Here is an 8,966-nt window from a genome sequence, read left to right as displayed (position 1 = left end):
GGCGACGTCTTCTTCGGCGTCGACAACACCCTGCTCTCCCGCGCCCTCGACAACGGCCTCTTCCAGCCGTACGAGGCCAAGAGCCTGGACCAGGTCGACACCCGCTTCCAGCTCGACGCCGGCAAGCACCGGGTCACGCCGGTCGACTACGGCGACATCTGCGTCAACTACGACAAGCAGTACTTCGCCGACCACAAGCTGGCCCCGCCCACCTCCTACGACGACCTGATCAAGCCCGCCTACAAGAACCTCCTCGTCACCGAGAACGCCTCCACCTCCTCACCCGGCCTCGGCTTCCTGCTGGGCACCGCCGCCCAGTATGGGGACGACGGCTGGGAGGGTTACTGGAAGAAGCTCAAGGCCAACGGTGTGAAGGTCGTCGACGGCTGGGACCAGGCGTACAACGAGGAGTTCTCCGGCTCGGCCGGCGGCAAGAAGGCCAAGGCGGACCGGCCGCTCGTCGTGTCGTACGCCTCCTCGCCGCCCGCCGAGGTGATCTACGGCGACCCGAAGCCGGCCACCGCGCCGACCGGGGTGGCGACCGGCACCTGCTTCCGGCAGGTGGAGTTCGCGGGCCTGCTGAGCAACGCCCGTAACGCCGAGGGCGGCAAGGCGCTGATCGACTTCCTGATCGGCAAGAGGTTCCAGGAGGACATGCCGCTCAACATGTTCGTCTACCCGGTCCTCAAGGGCGCGGCCGTGCCCGCCGAGTTCACCCGGTACGGTCCCGCCGCCGAGAACCCCGCGACGATGGACCCGGCGAAGATCGCCGCCGACCGTGACCAGTGGGTCAAGTCGTGGACCTCGCTCGTACTGAAGTAGCCGCCCGGCGGCGCGGGAACGCGGCGCGGCTGGGGCTGATGGCCCTGCCCGTCGCGTTCTTCGGGCTGTTCTTCGCCTACCCGGTCGCCGCGATCCTCGCGCGCGGCCTCAGGGTTGACGGGATGTGGCGGCTCGGCCGGCTTGGCGAGGTCCTGGCGCAGTCCGACATCCGCCACGTCCTGTGGTTCACCACCTGGCAGGCGCTCGCCTCCACCGCCCTCACCCTGCTGATCGCGCTGCCCGGCGCCTACGTCTTCGCCCGCCTCGACTTCCCCGGCAAACAGGTGCTGCGGGCCGTCGTCACCGTGCCGTTCGTGCTGCCGACGGTCGTCGTCGGTACGGCGTTCCTCGCGCTCGTCGGCCGCGGCGGACTCCTCGACGAACTGTGGGGCGTACGCCTCGACACCACCGTGTGGGCGATCCTGCTGGCGCACGTCTTCTTCAACTACGCCGTCGTCGTACGGACCGTGGGCGGACTGTGGGCCCAGCTCGACCCCCGGCAGGAGGAGGCCGCGCGGCTGCTCGGCGCCTCCCGGCTGCGCGCCTGGCGCACGGTCACCCTGCCCGCGCTCGGGCCCGCCGTCGCCGCCGCCGCGCTCATGGTCTTCCTGTTCACCTTCACCTCCTTCGGTGTGGTGCAGATCCTGGGCGGGCCGACCTTCTCCACCCTGGAGGTGGAGATCTACCGGCAGACCTCCGAGATCTTCGACCTGTCCACGGCGGCCGTGCTCACCGTCGTCCAGTTCGCCGCCGTCGGCGCGATCCTCGCCGTGCACGCCTGGACCGTACGGCGGCGGGAGACCGCGCTGCGCCTGGTGGACGCCTCGGGCACGGCCCGGCGGCCCCGCGGGACCGGACAGTGGGCGCTGCTCGCCGCGGTGCTCGCGAGCATCGGCCTGCTGCTCGTGCTGCCGCTCGCCGTCCTGGTCCAACGGTCCTTCGACGCGCCGGACTTCGCCTACTACCGGGCCCTGACGAGCGACGAGGGCAATGTCTTCCTGGTGCCGCCGATCGAGGCGATCGGCAACTCCCTGGAGTACGCCCTCGCCGCGACCGCCATCGCGGTGGTGATCGGCGGACTGGCCGCCGCCGCGCTCACCCGGCGCGACGCCGGACGGCTGGTGCGGGGCTTCGACGCGCTGCTGATGCTGCCGCTCGGCGTCTCCGCCGTGACCGTCGGCTTCGGCTTCCTGATCGCCCTGGACGAGCCCCCGCTGAACCTGCGCGCCACCTGGATCCTCGTGCCCCTCGCGCAGGCCCTGGTCGGTGTCCCCTTCGTCGTACGGACCATGCTGCCCGTGCTGCGGGCCGTGGACGGACGGCTGCGGGAGGCGGCCTCGGTGCTGGGGGCGTCGCCGTGGCGGGTGTGGCGGGAGGTGGACCTGCCGATGGTGCGGCGGGCGCTGCTGGTGGCCGCCGGGTTCGCGTTCGCGGTGTCGCTCGGGGAGTTCGGCGCGACCGTGTTCATCGCCCGCCCCGACAACCCGACCCTGCCGGTCGCCGTGGCCAAGCTGCTCGGCCGCGCCGGGGAACTGAACTACGGCCAGGCGATGGCCCTTTCGACGATTCTGATGCTGGTGTGCGCGGTGGCCCTGCTGGTCCTGGAGCGGCTGCGGACCGACCGGACGGGGGAGTTCTGATGCTGCTGAGCCTCCAGGGCGCGACCGTGCGCTTCGGCGGACGGGCCGTGCTCGACGGCGTCGGCCTCGACGTCGCCGAGCACGAGATCGTATGTGTGCTCGGCCCCAGCGGCAGCGGCAAGTCCACGCTGCTGCGCGCGGTCGCCGGACTCCAGCCCCTCGACTCCGGGCGGGTGCTGCTCGACGGCCGCGACCAGTCCGGAGTACCCGCGCACAAGCGGGAGTTGGGCCTGATGTTCCAGGACCATCAGCTCTTCCCGCAGCGGGACGTCGGCGCCAACGTGGCCTTCGGGCCGCGTATGCACGGCGTCCCGAAGGGGCAACGGCAGACTCTGGTGGGGGAGTTGCTGGAGCTGGTCGGGCTGCCCGGCGCCGCCCGGCGGGCCGTGGCCTCGCTCTCCGGCGGCGAACAGCAACGCGTCGCGCTCGCCCGCGCCCTGGCGCCCCGGCCCCGGCTGCTCATGCTCGACGAGCCGCTCGGACAGCTCGACCGCTCGCTGCGGGAGCGGCTGGTCGTCGAACTGCGGGAACTGTTCGGCCGGTTGGGGACGACCGTGCTCGCGGTCACGCACGACCAGGGCGAGGCGTTCGCGCTCGCCGACCGGGTCGTGGTGATGAGGGACGGCCGGATCGCCCAGTCCGGTACGCCCCTCGAGGTGTGGCAGCGGCCGGCGAGCGCGTTCGTCGCCCGGTTCCTCGGCTTCGACAACGTGGTGCCGGCGACCGTCACCGACGAGGTCGCGGTCACCCCGTGGGGCAAGGTCGCGGTGCCCGCAGGCTCCCCGCAGGGCCCCCGCACCCTGCTGGTGCGCCCCGCCGGGGTCCTGCTGACCGACGCCGAGGACGGCCTGCGCTGCACGGTCCTCGCCCGCACCTTCAAGGGCACCCATGTCACCGTACGGCTCCGGCCCGAGGGCGCGCCCGCCCTGGAGGCGGCGTGCGCCCTGCGGGAGGCGCCGGAGGTCGGGGACACGGTCGGCGTGACCTTCGACCGGGCGGAGACCGTCGTACTCGCCGACGGGGCGTAGGCCCGAGGTCAGCGGTCGCCGGAGCCCCGGCGGCGCAGGCCGAAGAACACCGCGCCGCCGCCGAGGACGACGAGGAGCGCCGCGACGCCGACGATCAGGCCGGTGTTGGAACTGGCGCCCGTCTCGGCCAGGTTGGACTGCTGAGCGGCCGGCTGGACGTCGTTGCCCGCCGGGGCGGGCGTGTCCTCGCCACCGGCCGACGGCTCGGACGGCGCCGGGGACTCGGTGTCCGCCGACTCCGAGGGGGAGGCGGAGGCAGTCGCCGAGGGGGTGCCGGACGGGGTGCCCGACGGGGATGCGGTGTCGTCGGCCTGGCACGCCTTGGCGGGGGCGGTCAGGAAGGGGTCGATGTCCTTGTTGACCTCGCCGCTCTTGATGTGGATCCGGTAGACGGCGCTCGGCTCCCACTCCTCGGCGAAGGATATGGTCGCGCCCTTTGCCGTGCCCTTGACTTCCTGGGCACCGACCTGGCGGACGTCGGCGTTGTTGTTCTCCAGGAAGACGGTGACCGTGGCCGGGGCACCCGACGGGTCCTTGTCCGTGACGGTGATGACGCCCTTTCCGCCGACACAGGAGGCGGAGGCGGAGAAGAGGTCGATGTCATCGGCGAACGCGTAGCCGGCTGCGCCGAGCGCGAGGGCGGCGGACGCGGCGGTGACGCCGAGGGCGCGCACGGAGCGCCGGGCGGTACGGCGGGAAAGGGACACGTTTGTCCTTACGGGGAGCGCAACTGCGGGGGGTGGAGGGGGAGATGGCGCCCCCGGTGAAGCCGAGTGCGTCACCATCCCCAGCAGGCTCACAGGTCTATAAGCGTTCCATAAGAAGTGTCAATCCATGGACCCCTGTGAACTCCCCGGCTTTGCCCGCTTATTAACCGCCGGGACGTTTCAACGCCCTTCCCCTCGGCCCCCGATCAGCCCTCGACCGCCGACGGGTCCATCCAGATGATCTCCCAGGTGTGTCCGTCGAGGTCGTCGAAGGCGCGGCCGTACATGAAGCCCATGTCCTGGGTCTGGCCGCTCGGGGTGGCGCCCAGGGCGAGGGCGCGGTCGACCAGTTCGTCGACCTTGTCGCGGCTCTCGGCGCTCAGGGCGATGAGGGTCTCGCTGGTCTTCGTGGCGTCCGCGATCTCCTTCTTGGTGAAGGTCGCGTAGAACGGCTTGGTGAGCAGCATCGCGACGATGGTGTCGCTGATCACCACGGACGTCGCGTTCTCGTCGCTGAACTGCGGATTGATCGTGTAGCCCAGCTCCGTGAAGAACTTCTTGGAGGCGTCGAGGTCGTTCACGGGCAGGTTGACGAAGATCATCTGCTGGTAGGCGGGGGCGGTCATCGGGTCTCTCCCATCGAGCGGTGTGCGTCGGGTGCGTGCTGTTCGCAGGGGTAGACCGGGGGCGCCGGCGGAACTCATCGGCGGGCGCCGGAATTTCTCTCAGCGGGCCAGCGGGAGCGCCGCGAGTTCGGCCACGACCAGGGTGAGCGGGACGAACAGCGCGAGCAGCGCGCCGGTGCGCAGGGCGGCGGCGCTGCGCAGGGTCTTGGTGGGGGCGCCGAGGCGGAGCAGCGCGGCGGTGGTCTCGGCGCGGGCCTGGCGGGCCTCCACGGCGGCGGTGACGAGCGTGGCGACGGTGCTGCCGGCGACGACCAGTGCGCCGAGCGTGGTGAGCGGGCCGAAGGCGGGGTCGGAGGGGTCGTAGAGGACGGCCATCGTGTACGCGCCGGAGGCGACCGCGCAGACCACGCCCAGGGGGCGGCCGATGCGGGCGGACTCCTCCATCAGGCCGCGCCCGGCGAGCAGCCGCAGGGCGCCGGGGCGGACCGCCTGGAGGAGGCGGCCGCACAGGTGGGTGAGGCCGGGTCCGGCGAGGGCGAGGCCGACGGCGGTGAGGGTCCAGCCGAGGAGGACCGCGGCGGGGCCGGTGGGCAGGCCGGTGGGGAGGGGGACGTCGGCGCCGGTGGCGGTGCGGCTGGCGTACCCCTCGACGGCGAGCCCGGCGGCGAGGAGGGCCGCGCCCCAGGGCAGGGCCGTGGGGTCGGGGCGCTCGATCCGGGACTCCGGGGCGGCGGCCGGCTCGGTGGCCGGGGCCGCTTCGGACGCGGAGGGTGCGTCCATTCCGGCCCGTACACGGTCGTCGCCGGTCCGCGGCCCGGGCGTCGCCCGCCCCGCCCCGGCACCGGCGGGCCGCAGTGCGCCGGCCGTGCCGAACAGCTTCGGGGCCGCCGCGCGGGCGGCGAGGCGGGTGTCCCGGGGCCGGAGCATCAGGGCCACGGACACCGAGGAGGCGAGCGGGACCAGGGCGAGCAGGGTGAGGGTGGCCGGCAGCGGCAGGTCGGCGTCGGCGGCCAGGAAGTCGGCGGCGGCGCCGTCGAAGGGCATGCCGGTGAGGTCGCCGCGCAGATGCAGGAAGAGCAGCAGGGCCAGCATGGAGCCGAGCAGCGTGGACAGGGCCGTCGTGGTCGCCGAGACGGCCATCAGCCGGACCGGGCCCAGGCCGATCGCCGCCAGTCCCGGGCGGGGCCGGGTGCCGGGGTCGGTGCGGGCCACGGCCAGCGCGAAGTAGACCGTCGCGGCCAGCGGGATCACGCACCAGGCGAGGCGGAGCACGGACGTCGCCGACGCCTCGGGGTGGGTCAGGGCGTGGCCGAGGGTGCACAGCAGCAGGAAGCCGGTGCCCGCCGAGGCCGCCGCGACCAGCAGACGGCGCAGTTGGACGGCGGGGTGGGCGCTGCGGCTCAGACGGAGAGCGAGCATGGGGCGCCCCGGCCTTCCGGCTCCGTGACCGGCGGGAGGTGGACGGTGGTGACGCGGCGCCCGTCCATGAGGGAGACCGTGCGGTCGGCGAGCGCCGCGGTCTCCGGGTCGTGGGTGGCCAGGACGACGGTGATGCCGTGCGAGCGGGCGGCCGTGGTGAGGGTGCGCAGGACGTGGTTGCGGTCGGCGCGGTAGAGGGGGGCCGTCGGCTCGTCGGCGAAGAGGACGGAAGGGGCGGGGGCCAGCGCTCGGGTGATGCAGACCCGCTGGCGTTCGGCCTGGGTGAGGTCGTCGGGGCGGTGCCGGGCCCGGTCGCCGATGTCGAGGCGCTCCAGCCACTCCATGGCGGCCGCCTTGGCGCGGCGGCGGCTGGTGCCGCGCAGCATCAGGGGGAGGGCGGCGTTCTCCCAGACGTTCAGCTCGGGGACCAGGACCGGGGCCGGGTCGATCCAGCCGAAGCGGTCGCGGCGCAGCCGTTCGCGGGCCATCGGGCCCATGGTGTGCACGGGGACGCTGTTGAACCACACCTCGCCGCGCTGGGCGCACGACATGCCGGACAGACAGTGCAGCAAGGTCGTCTTGCCGCTGCCGCGCGGGCCGCTGACGGCGAGGATCTCGCCCTCGCGCACGCCCAGCGAGACACCGCCGAGGGCGGGTGAGCCGTCCCGGTGGGTGAAGTGCAGGGAGCGTGCCCAGAGCACGTCGTTGTCCGGCGGGGCCTCCATGGGCGTACACCTCGGTTCAGATCTGTGGTTCCCGTGCGATCCCCCGTCCGGGGGAACGAAGACGGGGCCGATCGGTCACGAGCACGCTAGGCAGGCACGAGGGGCGGTCCGGACAGCACACGGCCCCGGTCGTCCGTTTCTCACTCGAACGGACGCCACCGGGGCCGGTGTTGATCATCCAGAAGGAAGATCAGTGCGCGTTGCTCACAGCTTGGTCCACGCCTCCGAGAGGGTCGCGCGCAGGATCTGCTCGATCTCGTCGAAGGTCTCCTGGTTGGAGATCAGCGGCGGGGCGAGCTGGATGACCGGGTCGCCGCGGTCGTCGGCACGGCAGTACAGGCCGTTGTCGAAGAGCGCCTTGGAGAGGAAGCCGTAGAGCACGCGCTCGGTCTCCTCGTCGTTGAACGACTCCTTGGTGGCCTTGTCCTTCACCAGCTCGATGCCGTAGAAGAAGCCGTTGCCGCGGACGTCGCCGACGATCGGCAGGTCGTGCAGCTTCTGGAGGGTCTGGAGGAAGGCGCCCTCGTTGTCGAGGACGTGCTGGTTGAGGCCCTCGCGCTCGAACAGGTCGAGGTTGGCGAGGCCCACCGCGGCCGACACCGGGTGGCCGCCGAAGGTGTAGCCGTGCAGGAAGGTGTTGTCGCCCTTGTAGAACGGCTCGGCGAGCCGGTCGGAGACGATGCACGCGCCGATCGGGGAGTAGCCCGAGGTCATGCCCTTGGCGCAGGTGATCATGTCCGGGACGTAGCCGAACTTGTCGCAGGCGAACGTGGTGCCGAGGCGGCCGAAGGCGCAGATGACCTCGTCCGAGACGAGCAGCACGTCGTACTGGTCGCAGATCTCGCGCACCCGCTGGAAGTAGCCGGGCGGGGGCGGGAAGCAGCCGCCCGCGTTCTGCACCGGCTCCAGGAAGACGGCGGCGACGGTCTCCGGGCCCTCGAACAGGATCTGCTGCTCGATCTGGTCGGCGGCCCAGCGGCCGAACGCCTCGGGGTCGTCGCCGTAGATCGGGGCGCGGTAGATGTTGGTGTTCGGCACCTTGTGCGCGCCCGGGACGAGCGGCTCGAAGGGGGCCTTGAGGGCCGGCAGGCCGGTGATCGACAGGGCGCCCTGCGGGGTGCCGTGGTAGGCGACCGCGCGGGAGATGACCTTGTACTTGGTCGGCTTGCCCTGGAGCTTGAAGTACTGCTTGGCGAGCTTCCAGGCGGTCTCGACCGCCTCGCCGCCGCCGGTGGTGAAGAAGACCTTGTTGAGGTCGCCGGGCGCGTGGTGCGCGAGCCGCTCGGCGAGTTCCACGGCCTTGGGGTGGGCGTAGGACCACACCGGGAAGAACGCCAGCTCCTGGGCCTGCTTGAAGGCGGTCTCCGCCAGCTCCGTGCGGCCGTGACCGGCCTGCACCACGAACAGGCCCGCGAGACCGTCGAGGTACCGCTTGCCCTTGTCGTCGTAGATGTAGGTGCCCTCGCCCCGGACGATGGTCGGGACGGGCGCGTTCTCGTACGAGGACATGCGGGTGAAGTGCATCCACAGGTGGTCGTACGCGGTGCGGCTGAGGTCCTTGGTGCTCACGGTTATCGGGTCCTCACGGTTATCGGGTTCCCCACATGTAGGTCTGCTTCTTCAGCTTCAGGTAGACGAAGCTCTCGGTGGAGCGCACGCCGGGCAGGGCCCGTATGCGTTTGTTGATGACGTCCAGCAGGTGGTCGTCGTCCTCGCAGACGATCTCGGCGAGGATGTCGAACGAGCCCGCGGTCATCACCACGTACTCGACCTCCGCCATGTCGGTGAGCGCCTCGGCTATGGACTCCACGTCGCCCTCGACGTTGATCCCGACCATCGCCTGCCGCCGGAAGCCCACGGTGAGCGGGTCGGTGACGGCGACGATCTGCATCACGCCCTGGTCGAGCAGCTTCTGGACGCGCTGGCGCACGGCCGCCTCGGACAGGCCGACGGCCTTGCCGATCGCGGCGTAGGGCCGGCGGCCGTCCTCCTGGAGCTG

At 72.0% G+C, this 8,966-nt stretch carries 9 protein-coding genes; 3 read left to right on the top strand and 6 right to left on the bottom strand.

All coding sequences use genetic code 11. From position 1 onward, the window contains the following. The 3 genes from G6W55_RS36330 to G6W55_RS36320 form a co-directional block, all read left to right on the top strand. On the top strand, positions 1-822 hold an 822-nt coding region (locus G6W55_RS36330; protein ID WP_175524885.1), incomplete at its 5' end, for a thiamine ABC transporter substrate binding subunit. Then, on the top strand, positions 798-2,462 hold the full coding sequence (locus tag G6W55_RS36325; RefSeq protein WP_175524884.1) for an iron ABC transporter permease: 1,665 nt from the start codon (positions 798-800) through the stop codon (positions 2,460-2,462). The genes G6W55_RS36330 and G6W55_RS36325, both read left to right, overlap by 25 nt. Then, positions 2,462-3,490 carry an ABC transporter ATP-binding protein gene (locus tag G6W55_RS36320; RefSeq protein WP_175524883.1) on the top strand — a complete coding sequence of 343 codons (1,029 nt, stop codon included), beginning with the start codon at positions 2,462-2,464 and terminating at the stop codon, positions 3,488-3,490. The genes G6W55_RS36325 and G6W55_RS36320 overlap by 1 nt, the downstream gene beginning before the upstream one ends. An 8-nt stretch (positions 3,491-3,498) precedes the next feature. On the opposite strand, the gene G6W55_RS36315 is transcribed toward G6W55_RS36320, so the two are convergent. From G6W55_RS36315 to G6W55_RS36290, 6 genes are all read right to left on the bottom strand, one after another. Beyond that, positions 3,499-4,197, bottom strand: a complete 699-nt coding sequence (locus G6W55_RS36315) for an LAETG motif-containing sortase-dependent surface protein (protein WP_175524882.1) — start codon at positions 4,195-4,197, stop codon at positions 3,499-3,501. 206 nt (positions 4,198-4,403) lie between these two features. Further along, positions 4,404-4,823, bottom strand: a complete 420-nt coding sequence (locus G6W55_RS36310; protein WP_175524881.1) for a VOC family protein — start codon at positions 4,821-4,823, stop codon at positions 4,404-4,406. A gap of 99 nt (positions 4,824-4,922) precedes the next feature. Further along, positions 4,923-6,242, bottom strand: a complete 1,320-nt coding sequence (locus G6W55_RS36305) for a hypothetical protein (RefSeq protein WP_175524880.1) — start codon at positions 6,240-6,242, stop codon at positions 4,923-4,925. Then, entirely contained in the window at positions 6,224-6,967 is a 744-nt protein-coding gene (locus G6W55_RS36300; RefSeq protein ID WP_175524879.1) for an ABC transporter ATP-binding protein, read from the bottom strand. The genes G6W55_RS36305 and G6W55_RS36300 overlap by 19 nt, the downstream gene beginning before the upstream one ends. 204 nt (positions 6,968-7,171) lie before the next feature. After that, the gene (locus tag G6W55_RS36295; protein ID WP_175524878.1) at positions 7,172-8,536 is read right to left on the bottom strand and encodes an aspartate aminotransferase family protein; all 1,365 of its coding nucleotides are present in this window, start codon (positions 8,534-8,536) and stop codon (positions 7,172-7,174) included. A gap of 19 nt (positions 8,537-8,555) precedes the next feature. Continuing rightward, on the bottom strand, positions 8,556-8,966 hold a 411-nt coding region (locus G6W55_RS36290), incomplete at its 5' end, for an Lrp/AsnC family transcriptional regulator (protein WP_175524877.1).

This window comes from Streptomyces sp. CAI-85 (assembly GCF_013363615.1).
Classification (GTDB): Bacteria; Actinomycetota; Actinomycetes; order Streptomycetales; family Streptomycetaceae; genus Streptomyces; species Streptomyces antibioticus_B.
Note: the sequence above shows the minus strand (reverse complement) of the source record. Positions and strands in the feature narration are given on the sequence as shown.

What these genes read in the sequence shown, in the direction of transcription:
- G6W55_RS36320 (WP_175524883.1), top strand. Translation starts at nt 2,462, where the DNA reads ATGCTGCTGAGCCTCCAGGGCGCGACCGTGCGCTTCGGCGGACGGGCC.
- G6W55_RS36310 (WP_175524881.1), bottom strand. Translation starts at nt 4,823, where the DNA reads ATGACCGCCCCCGCCTACCAGCAGATGATCTTCGTCAACCTGCCCGTG.
- G6W55_RS36305 (WP_175524880.1), bottom strand. Translation starts at nt 6,242, where the DNA reads ATGCTCGCTCTCCGTCTGAGCCGCAGCGCCCACCCCGCCGTCCAACTG.
- G6W55_RS36300 (WP_175524879.1), bottom strand. Translation starts at nt 6,967, where the DNA reads ATGGAGGCCCCGCCGGACAACGACGTGCTCTGGGCACGCTCCCTGCAC.